Genomic DNA, 16708 nt, shown 5'->3' with positions numbered 1-16708 from the left:
TTACGGCCCGTCGGTGCCGGTCGCGGCCTGCGCGCGGGCGACTGCCGCGGGGTGGCCGAAGAGCCCGGGCAGGCCGCCGGTGTGCAGGAAGACGGTGCGCTGACCGGCGCGGATGTCGCCCTCCTCGACGGCGGCGATCAGCCCGGCCATGGCGCGCCCGGTGTAGGTCGGGTCGAGGATCAGGCCTTCGGTGCGGGCGGCCAGCGTCATGGCGGCCATCACGGGTTCGGTCAGCGCCCCGTACCCGGCGCCGACCTGGTCGAGCCTCACCCGCAGGCTCTCCGGCGGGCAGTGGCTGCCGGTCAGGCCGGAGGCCAGCTCGGAGACCGTGCCGGCCGGGTCGGGGACGGCGCCGCAGTGGACGCCGAGCACCCGCTCCGCGCCGAGCGGGTCGATCAGGCCGGCCATGGTGCCGCCGGAGCCGAGTGCGGTCACCACGGTCGCCAGGTCCGGGGCCTGGTCGAGGAGTTCGGCGCCGCACTCGGCGTAGCCGTGCGCGCCCAGCACGCTGGAGCCGCCGAACGGGATCACCGCGGGGACGGCGCCGCTCTTCCGCAGCTCCTCGGCGGCCTGCTCGGCGGCGGAGCCGAGCTCGGACGGGCCGGCCGCGCCGGCCCAGACCACGGTGGCGCCGAGGAGCCCGTCGAGCGCGAGGTTCCCCGAGGTCGAGGACCCGGGGGCGCCGGCCAGTACCAGGACCACGTCGAGCCCGAGCCGGGCCCCGGCGGCGGCGGTCAGCCGGGCGTGGTTGCTCTGCGGTCCGCCGGTGGTCACCAGCGCGGTGGCGCCGTCGGCCAGGGCCGCGCCGCAGAGCCACTCCAGCTTGCGGACCTTGTTCCCGCCGCCGCCGAGGCCGGTCAGGTCGTCCCGCTTGACCCACAGGTCGTCCGCCCCGAGGCCGAGCGCGCGGGCCAGCCTCGGGGCGGGCTCCAGCGGCGTCGGCCAACTGCCGAACACCGCTCGCCGTGGGGTGGTGCTGTCCCGGTTCACCGCCGCGTCCTCCGTCCCGCGCAGCAGGCCCGCGCGTGTGCCGGTCATCCTGTCACGGGTGGCCGGGCGATCGGTCGCGGCGTGGTCGTGCCCGGGTGTCGGTGGGTCAGGGGCAGGTCTTCCAGGCCAGGTGGTAGACGGTGTTGATGTCGCCGTCCGTGGAGTCCATGGTCATGAAGCTGGTGGTCTTCGACGGGTCGGAGGTGCCGGCGTTCACCCGCAGCTCGGTGTTGATGTTGAAGTTGCGGAGCTCGCCGCAGGGCGACCAGACGAGGGCGGCGACCTCGACCGAATCGGTGGCCTGCCAGCTGTCGTCCACCGGCCCCTTGAACTGGTGGTTCAGCGAGGCGGTCTGGGGTGAGCCCTGGAAGTAGTAGTTCGCCCGCTGGACGGCGGTGGCGCCCTTCTCCAGGTGGGCGTAGCCGCGGTAGTCGGCGGAGGCGATGGCGTAGGTGAAGCCCTGCGGGACGTGGACGTTGAGGTTGAGCTGACAGTTCTTCCGGAAGTCGGTGGGCTTGGAGCCGAGGCCGACCTGGGCGAGGTAGTTGCTGTAGGTCACGGTGAAGGCGGTGTTGTCGGGGGAGACCGCGATGGCGGCGGTGCCGGCCGGGCAACCGGAGCCGTTGACCGTCGCCACATCGATGACGATCTTGTCCGGCGGGGGCGGCGTCGATCCGTTGCCGAAGATCGGTGAGCCGAGCACTGAGGCGGCGACGCCGGCGGCAGCCAGCAGACGGAGCATCATGGGCGTTCCTTCCGATCGTTCCTGAGCCCGGATCGCCCACTCGGCGACCCGTTGATTGGCGTGTCCATGCCATCACATTGTGGGGCCCTCGTACAGGGGGCGTGACGGTTCGATCACCATGCGTGAACCCTCCCTCGGCGGACACCACGAGGCGAGGGGGCGTCAGATCTGCTTAGCGTGGCTGCCATGGACAAGAACAACACCATCGTCCCGGCCATGGCCGAAACGGAGTCAGCCCCCACTCAGGTCCGGGCGATACCGGCCGATCGTCACCCGCAGCCGCCCCGCGAGGCGGACCGCCCCGGACCGGGCCGCGCCAGGCGGATCGTGCGCCGGGTCGGCCTGGCCGCCGCCGTGCTGGCAGGCGCGAGTGCGATCAGCCTCGGCGGGGCGGTCGGCGCCAGTGCCGAACCCGCTCCCGCGCACAGCGGCTGGGACGGTTCGAAGTACTGGTTCAAGAACAGCGCGGGTGCCTGGCGCTGGACGACCCACTACGACGTCTACCTCAGCCGGATCGGCGGCGGCACCGGAAGCTCCGGCGGCTCGGGCAGTGGCGGGATCAAGCAGGGCTGGGACGGTTCGAAGTACTGGTTCAAGAACAGTGCGGGTGCCTGGCGCTGGACGACCCACTACGACGTCTACCTCAGCCGGATCGGCGGCGGCACCGGAAGCTCCGGCAGCTCGGGCAGCGGCGGCTCGTCCGCGGCCGCGGGCTCCTACGAGGCGGCGGTCCAGTTCGCGCTCGGCGAGGTCGGCCTGCCCTTCATCTGGGGCGGCAACGGGCCCGACGGCTACGACTGCTCCGGGCTGGTCCAGCAGGCCTACCGCAGAGCGGGCGTCAGCCTGCCGCGGGTCGCCAACGACCAGTACGCCGCGACCACCCCGATCAGTTCGTCGAGCCTGCGCCGCGGTGACCTGCTGTTCTGGTCGGTGACCGGCAAGGCCGCGGACATCGAGCACGTGGCCATCTACCTCGGCAACAACCAGTACGTCGAGGCGGCCCGACCGGGCACCAAGATCCGTATCTCCACCCTGAGCAGTGGGTACTACCCGACCCACCTCGGCCGTCCCTGACCACCGACCTCCCCGTCCGTCTGGCCCGCACCCCCCCGGGGTGCGGGCCCCTTCGCGTCAGCTCAAGGTCGGCACCTCGCCGCCCTGCGCCCAGGCGATCCCGACGCCGGGCACGCCGGCCAGCCACCCGTCCGCGACCGCCGCGAGGCGCGCCGCGTCCGGGGGATTGCGGCCCAGGCCGATCGCGTACCGGGCGGATCCCGGGGCCGACTCGAACGGCCGGGGCCAGGCGTGCGCGTCCGCCGTCCCGGCCTGTTCCAGGGCGGTGAGCAGCGCCCGCAGCCGGCCCCGGAACCGGCCGAGCACGGCGTCGAACTCCTCGCCCGGCCGGCCGCGGACGGTCAGCACGGCCCAGGCCGCGTGCCGCCGGTGCAACGGCGGCGGGGCGAGCAGCTCGGGCCACGGACCCTCGCCCGCGGCGGTGATCTCCCAGGCCCGGTAGAGCTCCTGGACCAGCAGGTCGCCCCCGCCCGCGCCGACCTGCTCGGTGCACGAGCGGACGGGCTCGGTGGGCGTCAGGACCGTCACCGCCGCGCCCGTCCCGGCCGGTCCGTCCGAGCCCGTGGTCAGCCGGACCGGCTCCCGCCAGTCCCAGGCGGCCCAGGTACCGAAGAACTGCCGCAGCAGCGCGCCGGGTTCGCCCTCCTCGGCCCGGCGGGCCGTCAGGGCCGCCATGACCGTCCAGGCCAGGCCGGGAAGCCCGCCGAACGGCGCCGAGTCCAGCCCGCGCGCCCGCGCCCAGGCCTTCACCTCCCGGGCGAGCCGGCCGAAGGCCGCCGGGTGCCCGGCCGTGGCGGCGAGGACGGCGGCCGCGTCGCTGACCGCGCTGAGCGCCGTCGCGGCCGCCTCGCCCAGCTCGGTGCGGCGGGCCACCGCCTCGGCGGGGCCGAGCGACCCGGTGGCGACGACGGCCAGGTCCACCGCCAGCCCGTCCACGAGCAGCCGCAGTCCGGGGACCCGGGCACCCTTCACCTGCCGTACGGCGGCGCCGGGCACCGCCTCCGCCACCCGCGCCCGCAGCCGGGCCGGGTCCACGTCGCCCGGCAGCGCGGCGACCAGGTCCAGATCGGCCCCGGCCAGGTCGCAGCCCAGCCGGCGCGAGCCGACCGGGTGCACCACGCCCTCCGAGAGCACCTGCGTCAGCGTCCGCAGGACGTCCTCCGGCCGGGTACGGGCGGCCGGCGGCGGGACGGCGGCGGGCTCGGGGACCCACCGCACCTCGCCCGTGCCGAGGGCGACGGTGGCCCGTACCCGCATCGGCTCCGTCCCGCGCCGCGAGAGCAGCGCCACCTCGCCGACCTGGGCGGACGTCCCGCCGAGCCGGGCGCCCAACTCGCCGAGCAGCCGGCGCGGGTCGTGGGTGCGACCCAGCGTCAGGTGCGGGGTGAACCCCTCGGCGCGGCCGCGGCAGCGCGGGAAGCGCTGCTCCAGGGCCTCGTGCAGGGCGGCCCAGGGGGCGGCGTCGGCGGCCGCCGGGTCGAGCCAGAGGGTCGATTCGTGACGGTGGGCGAAGGCGCGGACGCCGTCCAGCACGGCGCTGAACGGCGGGTGCTGCGCCGCCACCGTGGAGACCAGCTCCGCCGCCTGCGCGAAGTCGGCCTCCGGGACGAAGCCGAAGAGCAGGTTCACGTGCGGCGGCCAGCGGTCGAGCTGCGGGTCGTGGTGCTGGCGGACCTGCTGGATCGCGGGCCACAGCTCGGCCGGCGGGATCCAGGCCAGTGCGGTGCGGGCGGTCGGCGCGGCGTCGAGGACGGCGCCGGGCTCGACGTCACCGGCCGTCAGGTCGGCCTGCACGCCGTAGTGGTCCGAGGGGAACAGGCCGTCGGTGGGGGAGTCGCCGAGCAGGGTGGCCGCGGTGGCCCGCAGGCCGGGCCCGCGCAGCAGGACCCGGTCCAGCCGGGAGGCCCGGCCGGACAGCGAGGAGACGGCGGCCAGCGGATTGACGTGCGGGTCGAAGGTGGGCGTGCGGTCGCCGCGCCCGTGCACCTGGCTCCAGCCGTCGCGCAGACGCAGTGCGGCGGCGGGCCGGTCGCCGCCGTCGTTGAAGTCGCCGACCAGGACGACCTCCCCGTCCAGGCCGGCCAGCCCCTCGGCCAGCCGGGTCAGTTCGGCCTCGCGCCGGTCCGCGCCGTTCTCGGAGTGGTCACTGCTCAGGTGGGTGGTGGCGACCACGACCGGGCCGGCGGCGCTCTCCACGGTGACGGCGGCCACGGCCTTGTGCGGGCCGAGGGCGTGCCGGCCGGCCTCCCCGACGGGCAGCCGGCTGAGCAGCAGCAGGCCGCTCTCGTCGACGTCGGGTCCGGCCGGGTCGGTGTCCAGGACGTACCGGGCGCGGACCCACGGCGCGGCCAGCAGCAGGGCGACCAGCCCCGCCTCGACCTCCTGCAGGGCGATCACGTCGGCGTCGGCGCGTTCCAGGGCGGAGAGCAGCAGGGGCCGGCGCCGGGCGGTGTCGATCCGGTCGCTGTCGTAGCGGTCCCAGAGGGTGTTCCAGGTCAGTACCCGCAGCGCGGCCGGCGCGGCCCGGCCCCGGACGGGCCCGGTGACGGGGTGCCAGCCCGCCGCGGCGTCCCACGCGTGGGGCGTGCGGGCGGTGAAGAACGGCGCCCGCAGCCGCCGCGGCTCCCGGGCCCGGCCGGCGGAGGTGGAGTCCAGCCGGTCCAGCCCGGTGGCCCGGTCCCAGACCGGCTCGCCGTCCGCCTCGATGAACAGCACCCGGTGCCAGGGGATGTCCCCGCCCGGGACGAAGGCGGGCAGCGGCACCCGTTTGGGGGCGGCGCCGCGCACGTTGACGCCGAGCACGAACCGGGCCGGGTCGAACCGCTGGTCCCAGCGGATCCGGTGGTAGACCTCTTCGCTGGTCCGCATCACAGCACCTCGCTGTCCAGGGTGCCGTCGGTGTCGCCGACGGTCCCGTCCGGGCCGATGTACCAGGTGCGGTGCGCCTGGCCGGGGTAGGGCGGGCCGAAGCGGCCCAGCTGGGCGGCGAGCACCTCGGGCGGCACCGGGTGCTCGCGGGAGGTGTTGCGCCGGGCGAGTTCGTCCGGCCCGACCAGCAGGACGGCGTGCGTGGTCAGCGCGTCGCGGCGGCGCGCCACGGTCTGCACCAGGGAGCGCTGCTGCTGGTTGAGGGAGGTGGCGTCCCAGACCACCGTCCGGCCGGGGGCGAGCGCGGTGTCCAGCCGGTCCAGGGCCGCGCGCAGGATCTCGGGGTTGGCCCGCTGGTCCGAGCGGGACCCACGGGCCTGCCGGAGGTCGTCCAGCGAGACGACCTCGTCGACGCCCGGCAGGGCGCGGGCGAAGGCGCTCTTCCCGCTGCCGGAGGGGCCCGACATGACGACCAGTCGGGGGAAGTCCCCGGATCGCCAACGCCAGCCCAGGGCCACGGCCTCCTCCGGGGTGGAGATCCGGCCGAGCGCGAAGCCCTCCCTGGCCTCGGCCCAGCAGCGGTCGCCGACCTCGGCCGGGTGGTCGTCGAGGGCGGCGCGCAGGCCCTGCCGCAGCTCCTCCAGCGGAGCCTCGCCGAGCAGTCCGGCGTCCTCGGCGAACAGCGCGGACCACTCGGCCTGTTCGCGGGCCGCGCCCGCCTCCTGGTCGCTCCGCCCGGCCGTCGCGGCGAGCGAGACGGCGTGCAGCACGCCGAGGTCGGCCGCGGACGACAGCCGGACCAGCCCGGCCCGGCGGTCGGCGTCGGGGTACGGCCGGTGCAGCGCCGGGTACAGGCCGACCAGGTCGGCGACCCGCCGGGCGAGCGGCATGCCGAGCGGTGCCACCAGCCGGGGTGCCAGCGCGGACCGCCGGCCGTCGTGCAGCAGCGCCGCCAGCACGCCCGCGAGCCGGGCGGAGCCCGTCCGGCCTAGCACGTCGAGCCGGGCGGTGACCTCGGCGAGCACCGCTTCGGCGGGTTCCGGATCCTGCGACCCGTCGCGTTCCGGCTCCAGCGCCGCCAGCAGCGCCGACGCCTCGACCGGCCCGCCCGAGCCCGCCTCCCACAGGGCCGCGCGCGGGCCGAGGCCGTTCGGCACCACGGCGGCGTGCATCCAGTGCGTGTCGGTCCGCACATGCGCCGGGCGGACCCACTTGGCGACCCGGCGGCCGAAGTCGGCCCGGTCGAAACCGGCCGCCGTCCGTACGACGTAGCCCTCCTGCCGGCTGGTGTCCGGCTTCAGCGCCCGCAGCGCACGTTCGTCGAAGACCCCGCGCCAGAGCACCGGCGGCAGCGGCACCCCGATCCGCCGGGTGAAGCGCACGGTGGCGTCCCAGTCCAGGCAGCGGTCGCCGTCCCAGACCGAGAAGGCGTAGAAGTAGCTCTCCAGCTCGTCGTACGCGATCGAGTGCCGCGCGTACATGTTCTCCCCGCACACCCGCAGGCCCGGCCCGATCGCGTGGGCGATCCGCCCCTGCAGCGCCTTGACCCAGGCGCGGGACGGGTGGTGCGCCGAGTCCAGCGAGCGGGCGTGCAGGCCGTCCCGGTACAGGGTGGTGTTCTCGCCGTCCAGCTTCTCGGTCACCACGACCTCCCGGCCGCGCAGGGCGGCGAGGTCGCCGACGCGCACGTCGTCCGAGGTGGCTCCCGGCGACCAGGGCAGGTGCGGGGTGCGTGGGTACTGCGTCCGCATGGCTGCTCCCGTGACGATGCTCCGATGGCGCAACTGTAGGTCGGCTGAGCAGCGGTGATCCATCGAATAACGGCGTCCCGGCCCGCCCGCGGGCACCCCGTCACCGGCCAAGATCGCCTGCCGGTATGCTGCGGCACCGTCAGGTGCGCGGCGCACCTGGGAACTGACCAAGGGACGGTTATCGCCATGATGGGACCGGCGCACTCGCTCTCCGGTGCAGCGGCCTGGCTGGGGGTGGGAGCCGCCGCATCGGCGCTCGACCGGCCCATGCCGTGGCCGGTGCTCCTCGCAGGAGCGCTGATCTGCGCCGGCGCGGCGCTCGCACCCGACCTCGACCACAAGGCGGCCACCATATCGAGGGCCTTCGGGCCGATATCGCGCAACCTCTGCGAGATCATCGACAAGCTCTCGTACGCGGCCTACAAGTCGACCCGCAAGCCCGGCGACCCGCGCCGCTCCGGCGGCCACCGCACGCTCACCCACACCTGGGTGTGGGCCGTGATGTGCGGGGCGGGCGCGGCCGGGATCTGCGTCTTCGGCGGGCGCTGGGGCGTGCTGGCGGTGCTCTTCGTGCACATGGTGCTGGCCATCGAGGGCCTGCTGTGGAAGGCCGCCCGGATGTCCAGCGACATCCTGGTGTGGCTGCTGGGCGTCTGCAGCGCCTGGATGATCGCGGACATCCTCGACAAGCCGGGCAACGGCTCCGACTGGCTGTTCGCCGAGCCCGGCCAGCAGTACCTGTGGGTCGGCCTGCCGATCGTGCTCGGCGCCCTGGTGCACTGCATCGGTGACGCGCTGACCGTCTCGGGCTGCCCGGTGCTGTGGCCGATCCCGATCGGCCGCAAGCGCTGGTACCCGATCGGGCCGCCGAAGGGCATGCGCTTCCGGGCCGGCAGCTGGGTCGAGATCAAGGTGCTGACCCCGGTCTTCATGGTGCTCGGCGGCATCGGCGCCCTCGGCGGGCTCGGCTTCCTCGGCTGACGGCCCCCGGCACCGCACGGCCACCGCCCCGGGGCGGTGGCCGTCGTGTTTCCCGGGCCGGCCACCGCGGTGAGCGCCCGTCAGCCGGCGAGCGCGTCGACGATCTCCTCGACGGCGGCGCGGGCCCGGTCGGCGTCGGCCGCCACCAGGCCGATCCTGGTGCGGCGGTCCAGCACGTCCGCCGCGTCCAGCGCGCCTTCGTGGGTCACGGCGTACTCGATCTCCGCACGGGTGACGTCGATGCCCTCGGCGACCGGTTCGAGCGGGCGCGGCAGCCGGGCCGACTCCAGGACGGCCCGGGCCGCGCCGCCGTGCCGGGCGAGCAGCGAGGCGGGCAGCGCGCCGTCCGGCAGCGGCCGGCTGTCCGGGTGCCCGGGGGCGCCGACCAGCGGCAGCCGGGCGGTCCGGCAGGGCGGGACGGCCCCGCCCCGGGCGCGGAGCACGAAGTCCACCGCGTCCTGGGCCATCGCCCGGTACGTGGTCAGCTTGCCGCCGACCACGGTGACCACCCCGGAGGGGGAGCGGAGCACGGCGTGGCGCCGCGAGAGGTCCGCGGTGTCGCCGTCGCCGGTGTCGAGCAGCGGGCGCAGCCCCGCGAAGGCGCCCCGCACGTCGGCCCGGGTCAGCTGCCGGTCGAGCGCCGTGTTGACGGTCGCCAGCAGGAAGTCGATCTCCTGCTCGGTGGGCACCGGTTCGTCCGGGACGGGACCGGGGGCGTCCTCGTCGGTGAGGCCGAGCACCACCCGGCCCAGCTGCTGCGGCAGGGCGAAGACGAAGCGGCTGGTCGAGCCGGGGACGGGCACGGTCAGCGCGGCCCGCGGGTCGCCGAGTGCGGCGGCGTCGAAGACCAGGTGGGTGCCGCGGCTGGGCCGGAGCCGGATCGACTCGTCGACCTGGTCGGCCCACACGCCGGTGGCGTTGACCACCGCGCCGGCGGTGACCGTCGTCGACCACCCGGTGAGGGTGTCGGTGAGCTCGGCCGAGGTGCCGGTGACCCGGTCGGCCCGGACCCGGGTGAGGACGGTCGCGCCGTGCCCGGCCGCCGTCCTGGCGATCGCCGTCACCAGACGGGCGTCGTCGATCAGCTGCCCGTCGTGGGCGACCAGCGCGCCGCGCAGGCCGTCGGTACGGACCGCCGGGACCAGCCGCTGCGCCGCGTCCGGTCCGACCCGGCGGGCCCTGGGCAGGACGGAGGCCGGGGTACGGGCGCTGAACCGCAGCGCGTCCCCGGCCAGGAAGCCGGTGTGCACCAGGGCCGCCATGCCGCGCCCGACGGACGGCAGCAGCGGGACGGCCTGCGGCAGCGGGCGGATCAGGTGCGGGGCGGTGCGGGTCATCAGGATGCCGCGTTCGACGGCGCTCTCGCGGGCCACCCCGATCCGGCCGGAGGCGAGGTAGCGCAGCCCGCCGTGGACCAGCTTGGAGCTCCAGCGGCTGGTCCCGAAGGCAAGGTCGCGGGCCTCCACCAGGACCGTGCGCAGCCCGCGCGACGCGGCGTCCAGCGCGACCCCGGCGCCGGTCACCCCGCCGCCGATGACCAGCAGGTCCACCGGCCCGCCGGTGGCGAGGGCGGCGAGCTCCCCGGCGCGGCGCCGGGCGTCGAGGGCGGTCGTACCGGGGAGTGCGGTCATGGCGTGAGGTATCCGTTCAGGGCGATGGCCAGTTCGCGACGCCAGGCCTTTTCGGGCAGCAGCTGGGCGACCATGCGGTGCGACTGGACGGTGGACTGGGCGATCAGCAGCACCATCGCGGCCAGCTCGGCCGGCTCCCCGGCCCGGATCGAGCCGTGCCGCTGGCCGCGTTCGACGGCCTCGCGCAGGGCGTCGAGCAGCCCCCGCTGGCTGGTGCCGAGCCGCTCCACGACGTACTCGACGAGCAGGTCGGCGTCCGAGCGCAGCAGGGCGCCGAGCACCGGGTGGTCGCGGACCTGCACGGCGACCTCGACGATCCAGTCGACCACGGCCTCCCGGTCGTCCCCGCTCCGGACGGCCCGCTCCTGGGTGGCCCGGATCTCGCGGGTCAGCAGGGCGCCGACCACCGCGCGCACGTCCGGCCAGCGGCGGTAGACGGTGGGACGGCTGACGCCCGCCCGGCGGGCGATCTCCGCCAGCTGGGTGCGGCGCGGGCCGAGGACGACGACCAGCTCGGCGGCGGCGTCGAGGATCGCGTCGTCGACGCTGCGACCTGCTCCGATGCTCGGGGGCTCCGAGTGACTACTTGACATGATGTGGAAAACTGTAACGCATGCCATCCGAAGCGCACACCGGACCGGGCCGCACGGCGACACTGCCGCTGCCGCCGATGACGTGGAACGCCTGGGGCGACCCGGCCCTCGCCAAGCCGCTCACCGACGACATCAGGGCACTGCTGGAGCAGCTCCTGGGCGTCACCCCGCAGGACGCCCCCGCGCCCACCGCCGACGAGGTCCTGCTGCGCCCGTCCGCCCTGCCCGCCGCCGACCTGGCCGCCCTCGCCGGGATCGTCGGCGCGCAGCACGTCAGCGCCGGCGACGCCGACCGGCTGCCCCGCGCCGGCGGCAAGTCCACCCCGGACCTGCTGCGCCGCCGCAGCCGCCAGGAGCAGGACGCCCCCGACGCCGTCGTCCTCCCGGGCACGGAGGAGGAGATCGCGGCCGTCCTCGCGCTCTGCTCCGAGCGGCGCATCGCCGTGGTGCCCTTCGGCGGCGGCACCAGCGTGGTCGGCGGCCTCGACCCCGTCCGCGGCGACTTCACCGCCGTCCTCTCGCTCGACCTGCGCCGCCTCGACGCGCTGCTCCACCTGGACGAGGTCTCCGGTGAGGCCACCCTCGGCGCCGGCCTCACCGGCCCGCAGGCGGAGGAGCTGCTCGCCGCCCGCGGCTTCGAGCTCGGCCACTACCCGCAGAGCTTCCGGTTCGCGACCATCGGCGGCTTCGCCGCCACCCGGTCCTCCGGCCAGGACTCCGCCGGCCACGGCCGCTTCGACGACATGGTGCGCGGCCTGCGGGTGGTCACCCCCGCCGGCGTGCTGGACCTCGGCCGCGGCCCGGCCTCCGCCGCCGGCCCGGACCTGCGCCAGCTGTTCATCGGTTCCGAGGGCACCCTGGGCGTGATCACCGCCGTCCGGCTGCGGGTCCACCCCACCCCCGCCGTCCGCCGTTACGAGGCCTGGAGCTTCCCCGACTTCGCCACCGGCGCCGCCGCCCTGCGCGCCGTCGAGCAGCAGGGCACCGGGCCCACAGTGCTGCGGCTGTCCGACGAGACGGAGACCGGCGTCAACCTGGCGATGACCGCGAAGATCGGCGGCCACCAGGTCGCCAGCGGCTGCCTGGCCGTGACCGTCTTCGAGGGCACCGCCGAGCAGACCGAGGCCCGCCACCGGCTGACCCGCGAGGTGATGCTCGCGGCCGGCGGCACCTCGCTCGGCGAGGAGCCGGCCCGCGCCTGGGAGCACGGCCGCTTCGACGCCCCCTACCTGCGCGACTCGCTGCTGGACTGCGGGGCCCTGTGCGAGACCCTGGAGACCGCCACCGGCTGGTCCAACCTGGAACGGCTCAAGGGCGAGGTGACGGCAGCCCTGCAGAGCGCCCTGCAGGCGGGCGGCAGCACCTCGCTGGTGATGTGCCACATCTCGCACGTCTACCCCACCGGCGCCTCGCTGTACTTCACCGTGCTCGGCGCGCAGAAGGGCGACCCGATCGACCAGTGGGCCGCCGCGAAGGCCGCGGCCGGCGACGCGATCATGGCGGCCGGCGGGACGATCACCCACCACCACGCGGTCGGCACCGACCACCGGCCGTGGATGCCGCAGGAGATCGGCGACCTCGGCGCCGCCGTCCTGCGCGCCGTCAAGACCGCCGTCGACCCCGCCGGGATCCTCAACCCCGGAAAGCTCATCCCATGACCGCCGGGCCGCAGCGGCGGGAGATCCGCACCGCGGTGGTGCTCACCAACCCCGCCGCCGGCGGCGGACGCGCCGACCACGCCGCCCGGCGGGCCACCGCCCGGCTGCGCGAGCGCGGCGTCGAGGTCCTCGCCGTCACCGGCACCGACCCGCAGGACGCCGTCCGCCTCGCCCGCGAGGCCGTCGCACGCGGCGTCGACGTGCTCGCGGTGGCCGGCGGGGACGGCATGATCGCCCTGGCGATCCAGGCCCTGGCCGGCACGGACGTCCCGCTCGGCGTCGTTCCGGCCGGCACGGGCAACGACCACGCCCGCGAGTACGGCCTGCCGCTGAACGACCCCGAGGCGGCCGCGGACGTCATCGCCGACGGCAACGTCGTCCGGGTGGACACCGGCCGGATCGACACCGCCGACGGCGCCACCCGGTTCTTCGGCTCCGTCCTGGCCGCCGGCTTCGACTCCCTGGTCAACGACCGCGCCAACCGGCTGCGCCGACCCCGCGGGCGGATGCGCTACAACCTCGCCATCGCGCTGGAGCTGGCCCGGCTGCGCCCGCTGCCGTTCCGCCTGGTGCTCGACGACGGCACGGTGGTCGAGCGGTCGCTGACCCTCGCCGCGGTCGGCAACACCCGCAGCTACGGCGGCGGCATGCTGATCTGCCCGGACGCCGACCACGCCGACGGCCTGCTGGATCTCACGCTGGTCGACGCGATGCCCCGGCGGCGGCTGGTGCGGTTCTTCCCGACCGTCTTCAAGGGCACCCATGTGCGGCACCCCGACGTGACCTGCCACCGCACCGCCCGGGTGCGGATCGAGTCGACGGGCATCAACGCGTACACCGACGGCGACCTGGCAGGTCCGCTGCCCGCGGAGGTGCGGGTCGTGCCGCGGTCGCTCTCGCTGCTCGTACCGGGCTGAGGGCGGCGGCCCCCGGCGCGGTGCGCGAAAGGCCCGGGCGGCCGACCGGAGTGCGGTCGGCCGCCCGGGCCGGACGTCCGGGTCACCCGTCGGTGGGGGGCTGCCGGTCGATCTGTTCGTCGGCCTTCTGCTGGGCGGTGTCCACCTGGCTCTGGTACTTGTTCCCGGTCTTCTCGTCGACGGCGTCGCCCGCCTTCTCGACCCCCTGCCGGGCGGTGTCCTCGTGGCCCTTCATCATGCCTTTGAGCTTGTCGAGCATGGACATGCGCGGTCCTCCTTACGGGATGCCTGACGCTCCCAGCATCGCCGAGGTGGCCGGTATGCACATCCGGAGCGGCCCGGGCCCGTGGGCGGCCCGCCCGCGGACACTTGACAGATAGGTAAGGCGAGCCTAATTTCACATCCCATGTCTTCGAACCTTGTGGCCTTCGACCTCGACCTGACCATCGAGGAGGCCCGTCGGCGCGCCGAGGTCGTGGCCGCACTCGGCCCCGACTGGGACCCCGTCGCGGTCATGCGCGGCGAGGACGAGGCGTACGCGCTGCTCTACTCCGGCCTCGACGCCGACCAGCAGCGCACCTACGACGGCCTGGTCGCCGCCGGCGTCCTGCCCGCCCAGAGGCCCGGCCGTGCTGCCCATTGACCCGCAGGCCGACATCGGCCGCCGGGCCTGGGTGCCCTGCCCCGCCTGCGACGACGCCGCGGGCTGCGCGCAGTGCGGGGCCCGCCGCAACTGCACCGAGCACTGGCGTTACCTGCTCGCCAACACCGGCAGCCTCCTGCACCTCCAGTGCCCCGGCTGCACCCACGTCTGGGACCACGAGACGGGCTTCGGCGCCACCCGCTCCGCCGCCGCCTCCGCCGCCCGGCCGCCCAGGCGGCGGTGGTAGGACGGCCCCCGCGCGGCCCCGCCGACGCCCCCGAGTCCCCCCGACGGGTGGTGATCGCGGCGTGACACCCGGGTTCTGCTGACAGCCGGCCGCTCGGCCCGTCAGCATGGCGGGGTGGTGGACTTCCATACGGACGAGAGATACCGCGCCGACGAGAGCTACGTCGTGTCGGTCGTACGAGCGCTCGGCGCGGCCGGCTGCGGCGTCGACTCCTGGCAGACGGACCTGCGGACGGACGACGGCGGACTGGGCGCGGAGCTGTACTGGCGGCGCCGGACCCTGGTGGCGCGCGGCGCCGAGGCCTCCTGGGACCTGCACCTGTTCTGGAACCGGAGCGTCGGCTGGTCCTACCGCTGGGGCCCCGCCCCGGGCAGCGCCGAAGCGCTGAAACTGGACGTCGACGACCTCGCCGCCCCGGCCGGCCTGGTCGCACTCTTCGGCGACCTGGTGGCCGACCGGGACGCCCGGCACCCACGGCGCCCGCCCGGCGCGTACGCGGGTGAGGTGCGAGCGGCCCTGGACGCCTGGCAGAGCCGGCAGCCGCAGTCATCGTCCCGGCCGGCGGACTTCCACGGCGGGCGCCCGGCCACCACCCGCCGGCACCTGGTCGGCGGCCCGCTGGACGGCGAACTGCTCGACGTCAGCGCCCTGACCGCGGAACAGCTCAGGGACGGGGTCGCCCTGCGGGCCACCGGCTGCGCCTTCCCGGACGGCCGCTCCCGGTACGTCCCGGACCCGGACCGGCCCGGGGCGCTGGTGTGGGCCGGTGACATCCCGTCACCCGCACAGGAGGACGCGCCCGGCGGCGTCTGATGCCGGGCGCCGCCGTCCGGCACAATCGGTGGATGCTGACCATCGGGACGATCGTGTTGGGAGCCGCGGACGTGCGGCGCGCCGCCGCCTTCTGGAGCGGGGCGCTCGGTTACGTTCCGCGCGACGGTGAGGTGGCGCCGGACTGGACGGTGCTGGTGCCGGCCGACGGCGCCGGCCCCGGCCTGGCGCTCGGCCGGAGCGAGAGCCCGGTGCAGCAGCACCCGCGGGTGCACCTCGACCTGTACGCGGCCGACGCCGCCGCCCAGTCCGAGGAGGTCGCCCGCCTGGTGGCCCTCGGCGCCCGGCACGTCGACTGGGACCGCTACCCCGAGGACCCCGACTTCGTGGTCCTCGCCGACACCGAGGGCAACCGGTTCTGCGTGATCGACACCAGCCACGGCTGACCGGCCCCGCCTGCGCCCGCCGTCACCCGCCGTGCCGTCACGCGCCCGTGACGGCGGGACGGCGCAGCAGGTACCCGCCGGCGCAGGCGGCCAGCGGTGCCATGCAGCCGATGAAGACCAGCCCCGCGTCCGCCAGCCCGAGCGGCTCGGTCAGCACCCCGACCCCGATCACCGGGATCGAGATGCCGGTGTAGGCGACCACGAACAGCGAGGAGATGGCCCCGGCCCGGTGCGCCTCGGGGGCCGCGCCCGCCACGGCCGCGACCGAACCGCGGAACGAGAGCCCCTGGCCGAAGCCGCCGACCACGGCGCTGAGCACCAGCGGCGGCAGGGTCTGCCAGGCCAGTGAGGCGGCCAGCAGCGCCAGCCCGGCGACCAGCACCAGGCAGCCGGCCGGCAGGGCCCGGGCCACGCCGAGCCGCCCCGCGAGGAGCTGCCCGAGGGTGGAGGCGAAGAATGCGCAGAACACGATCAGCCCGACCACGGCGTGGTTGTGGACGTCCAGGCTCTGCGCCAGGAAGGCGGGCGCGACCGAGGTGAACACCCCGAACAGCGAGAAGCCGACGAACGCGGCGATCCCGGCGGGGACGAACACGGGGCGCACCTCCGGCGGCAGGCTCGGCCGCCGGGGCCGCACGGCGCTCGCCGGCCGGGCGTCGCGGACGGTCTCGGGCAGCAGCCAGGTCACCGCGAAGGAGACGGCGACCAGGGCCAGGTGCACCAGGAACGGGGTCTGCAGCGGCCGGGGTGCGTACTGCGCGAGGATCCCGGACAGCAGCGGGCCGCAGCCGAGCCCGCCCATGTTGGCCGCGGTGGCGGCGAAGGCCGCCCGGGCCTCGCGCCCCGGCGGGGCGAGCTCCATCACGTACGCGGTGGCGGCGCCGGTGAACAGGCCGGCGGACAGCCCGGACAGCAGACGGCCCAGGTAGAGCAGCGGCAGGCCGCCCTCCAGCAGGAAGCAGAGCGCGCTGAGCGCGGCCAGTCCGAGTCCGCACAGCAGGACCGGTCGGCGGCCGACGGTGTCGGAGACGTCGCCCGCGACCAGCAGGACGCTGATCACCCCGAAGGCGTAGACGGCGTAGACGACCGTGACGGTCAGTTCGGAGAAGCCGATCTGTTCCTGGTAGAGGCCGTAGAGCGGGGTGGGGAGCGTCGTGCCGGCCATACAGACGGCGAAGGCGCCGGCGGCGCCGAGGTAGTCGGCCCGGCGGATGCGCGGCGCGGCCGTCTGACGATCACTCATACGTGCCACGGTAAGGGCAGGGCACGAGGTGGGGAGGGTCCGCGACGGCGGGTCGCGCCGCACCGGCCCGCCCGCCCGCTCGCCCGCCCGGGCCGGCCGGCCGCGGCGGTGGGCCCTTGACATCTCGTCATGTACGCGACAGGTTTGGAG

16 protein-coding genes are annotated in these 16708 nt (G+C 75.7%); 8 read left to right on the top strand and 8 right to left on the bottom strand.

Features of this window, described 5'->3' with window-relative positions:
• Positions 1-1038: a D-cysteine desulfhydrase family protein gene (locus OG871_RS03915; protein ID WP_371494240.1), complete on the bottom strand. Its 1038-nt coding sequence runs from the start codon at positions 1036-1038 to the stop codon at positions 1-3.
• Between the two features lie 58 nt (positions 1039-1096).
• A complete protein-coding gene (locus tag OG871_RS03910; protein ID WP_371503208.1) occupies positions 1097-1732 on the bottom strand; it encodes a DUF4360 domain-containing protein in 636 nt (211 codons plus the stop codon).
• Between the two features lie 189 nt (positions 1733-1921).
• On the opposite strand from OG871_RS03910, the gene OG871_RS03905 reads away from it, so the two are divergent.
• The gene (locus OG871_RS03905) at positions 1922-2809 is read left to right on the top strand and encodes a C40 family peptidase (RefSeq protein WP_371494239.1); all 888 of its coding nucleotides are present in this window, start codon (positions 1922-1924) and stop codon (positions 2807-2809) included.
• A 57-nt stretch (positions 2810-2866) separates the two neighbouring features.
• Here OG871_RS03905 and OG871_RS03900 read toward each other — a convergent pair whose 3' ends face one another.
• The gene (locus tag OG871_RS03900; RefSeq protein ID WP_371494238.1) at positions 2867-5677 is read right to left on the bottom strand and encodes a poly(A) polymerase; all 2811 of its coding nucleotides are present in this window, start codon (positions 5675-5677) and stop codon (positions 2867-2869) included.
• Positions 5677-7428 carry an RNA ligase family protein gene (locus OG871_RS03895; RefSeq protein ID WP_371494237.1) on the bottom strand — a complete coding sequence of 584 codons (1752 nt, stop codon included), beginning with the start codon at positions 7426-7428 and terminating at the stop codon, positions 5677-5679. Before OG871_RS03895 ends, OG871_RS03900 begins: the two co-directional genes overlap by 1 nt.
• A gap of 186 nt (positions 7429-7614) precedes the next feature.
• Here OG871_RS03895 and OG871_RS03890 point away from each other — a divergent pair, with 186 nt between their 5' ends.
• Complete coding sequence (locus OG871_RS03890; protein ID WP_371494236.1) at positions 7615-8409, top strand: metal-dependent hydrolase; 795 nt, start codon at positions 7615-7617, stop codon at positions 8407-8409.
• Positions 8410-8489: 80 nt separating this feature from the next.
• On the opposite strand, the gene OG871_RS03885 is transcribed toward OG871_RS03890, so the two are convergent.
• Together OG871_RS03885 and OG871_RS03880 are read right to left on the bottom strand one after the other, a co-directional pair.
• Entirely contained in the window at positions 8490-10040 is a 1551-nt protein-coding gene (locus tag OG871_RS03885) for a glycerol-3-phosphate dehydrogenase/oxidase (protein ID WP_371494235.1), read from the bottom strand.
• A complete protein-coding gene (locus tag OG871_RS03880; protein WP_371494234.1) occupies positions 10037-10633 on the bottom strand; it encodes a TetR/AcrR family transcriptional regulator in 597 nt (198 codons plus the stop codon). The genes OG871_RS03885 and OG871_RS03880 overlap by 4 nt, the downstream gene beginning before the upstream one ends.
• Before the next feature lie 20 nt (positions 10634-10653).
• Between OG871_RS03880 and OG871_RS03875 the strand changes: the two genes are divergently transcribed.
• Positions 10654-12291: an FAD-binding oxidoreductase gene (locus OG871_RS03875; protein WP_371494233.1), complete on the top strand. Its 1638-nt coding sequence runs from the start codon at positions 10654-10656 to the stop codon at positions 12289-12291.
• Positions 12288-13208 carry a diacylglycerol kinase gene (locus OG871_RS03870; protein ID WP_371494232.1) on the top strand — a complete coding sequence of 307 codons (921 nt, stop codon included), beginning with the start codon at positions 12288-12290 and terminating at the stop codon, positions 13206-13208. The genes OG871_RS03875 and OG871_RS03870 overlap by 4 nt, the downstream gene beginning before the upstream one ends.
• A gap of 82 nt (positions 13209-13290) precedes the next feature.
• Here OG871_RS03870 and OG871_RS03865 read toward each other — a convergent pair whose 3' ends face one another.
• A complete protein-coding gene (locus OG871_RS03865; RefSeq protein WP_371494231.1) occupies positions 13291-13473 on the bottom strand; it encodes an antitoxin in 183 nt (60 codons plus the stop codon).
• 141 nt (positions 13474-13614) lie between these two features.
• Between OG871_RS03865 and OG871_RS03860 the strand changes: the two genes are divergently transcribed.
• The 4 genes from OG871_RS03860 (at position 13615) to OG871_RS03845 (ending at position 15315) form a co-directional block, all read left to right on the top strand.
• The gene (locus OG871_RS03860) at positions 13615-13851 is read left to right on the top strand and encodes a DUF6400 family protein (protein ID WP_371494230.1); all 237 of its coding nucleotides are present in this window, start codon (positions 13615-13617) and stop codon (positions 13849-13851) included.
• Positions 13838-14098, top strand: coding sequence for a hypothetical protein (locus tag OG871_RS03855; protein WP_371494229.1), 261 nt, complete (start codon positions 13838-13840; stop codon positions 14096-14098). Before OG871_RS03860 ends, OG871_RS03855 begins: the two co-directional genes overlap by 14 nt.
• 114 nt (positions 14099-14212) lie before the next feature.
• Entirely contained in the window at positions 14213-14911 is a 699-nt protein-coding gene (locus tag OG871_RS03850) for a hypothetical protein (protein WP_371494228.1), read from the top strand.
• A 32-nt stretch (positions 14912-14943) separates the two neighbouring features.
• The gene (locus OG871_RS03845; RefSeq protein ID WP_371494227.1) at positions 14944-15315 is read left to right on the top strand and encodes a VOC family protein; all 372 of its coding nucleotides are present in this window, start codon (positions 14944-14946) and stop codon (positions 15313-15315) included.
• A gap of 37 nt (positions 15316-15352) precedes the next feature.
• Here the strand turns inward: OG871_RS03845 and OG871_RS03840 are convergent, their stop codons facing one another.
• Positions 15353-16558, bottom strand: a complete 1206-nt coding sequence (locus tag OG871_RS03840; protein ID WP_371494226.1) for an MFS transporter — start codon at positions 16556-16558, stop codon at positions 15353-15355.
• Positions 16559-16708 lie beyond the last annotated feature (150 nt).

This window comes from Kitasatospora sp. NBC_00374, assembly GCF_041434935.1.
GTDB lineage: Bacteria > Actinomycetota > Actinomycetes > Streptomycetales > Streptomycetaceae > Kitasatospora.
Note: the sequence above shows the minus strand (reverse complement) of the source record. Positions and strands in the feature narration are given on the sequence as shown.